The 1,337-nt window shown below is 36.1% G+C and carries 1 protein-coding gene; it reads right to left on the bottom strand.

Annotated features, from left to right (window positions below):
• On the bottom strand, positions 1-861 hold an 861-nt coding region (locus AB4653_RS27840; RefSeq protein WP_372105868.1), incomplete at its 3' end, for a hypothetical protein.
• Between the last annotated feature and the right edge of the window lie 476 nt (positions 862-1,337).

Below are 1,337 nucleotides of genomic sequence, written 5' to 3'. Positions count from 1 at the left end.
GCTGACTATAGATTTAATAGATACGTTTTCATCTGATTCAAGTACTTTAGAAAAACAGTATTGAAGAGTTTTACCTGTTTTTCTGTGCATTTCTAAAGCTTCATCTATTTTTTCACCAGAAATACCACCATCAGGAGCCATTACCATTGACTGAATATGAACACTGCCATCGTCAGGATTTGATGCGGACATTGCACTCTCCATGTGACCATCAAAGTCTTTAGCGATATCATCCATTACCTCTTGCATACCTTCCCCAGCATATCCAAAGTTATGCTCAAAGCCTGAATCCTGATCATTCTCCAAAGTCAATTTAAGTTGGTCGTTATTTGAGAATTGTATGTGATAATCATTAAAATTAATAAACTGCCTGCCATCAATACGCATTTGAAAATGCCAATGAGGGAAGTCTGTTTTACTACCAGCATGACCTGCGAAATCATTATGAGAACAATCTAAAGTCCACTCAATATTTTTCCACTTAATTGTTACTTCAAATTTTTTACGATCCGAGCTTTCTTCTTTTAGGTTATTAATATTTTTTGCGCCAGATTCAGCAAAAGCCACCCACCTTAGATAGGCTGAAATCTGATAAAAATCGAATGCTTCACTTATTTTCTTAAAGTCTTTTTTCTTGAATTTGCAACGCCTTAACAGCCAATGTAAGCATGGTTTTTCAGTGCTAATACTAGAAAATGGATTACCACACATATAACACTTATCTTCATCATATGCGCTTTTGAAAGATTTATACTCAATATCATAAGCTTTCTGCTGCTCAGAAAAATGCTTCATGGACTCTTCTTCAGACATTGTTGATACATGCGTTTTAAATTTTTTTACTTCATTTTCAATATTCATAATTTCAACTTCATAAAGAACTAACCTGATAAACCTAACGCCCTTCTTGAACAGTTTGTTATGTTCTGGCGCTAACAATACCTTACAAACCATTGAATATTATCTAAATCATGCTATGGTTATGCAACTAATTTTAATGTTGAGTTTTGAACTTAATATAAACTAATTGAGAGAATCAGCATTCGTTGAAGACTTGACGAGCGGTATCTTGTCTCTGGTTGTATACGCAGGCGCAGTTTTAGGTTTAGCATGTACAGTTATGGGAGTTCCAGTTATGGACTTGAATACGATGATTGAATGGTGCGGATCAGGGGTACTGCGGGTAACCAAAGATTCAGTTATTGCTTGATATGATTCACAGATGTTCTCGAGATAGTCCCCGGGGTTCGAATCCCCAACCCGCACCATATAATAAAGCTAGTGGAGGTACTTTACCCACTGGCTTTTTTTGTATTGGAACATAACGAATGACATGG

The sequence above is a fragment of the Vibrio sp. 10N.222.48.A3 genome, from assembly GCF_041475345.1.
In the GTDB taxonomy this organism is placed as follows: domain Bacteria; phylum Pseudomonadota; class Gammaproteobacteria; order Enterobacterales; family Vibrionaceae; genus Vibrio; species Vibrio tasmaniensis_A.
This window is presented reverse-complemented; position numbering and strand designations above follow the sequence as displayed.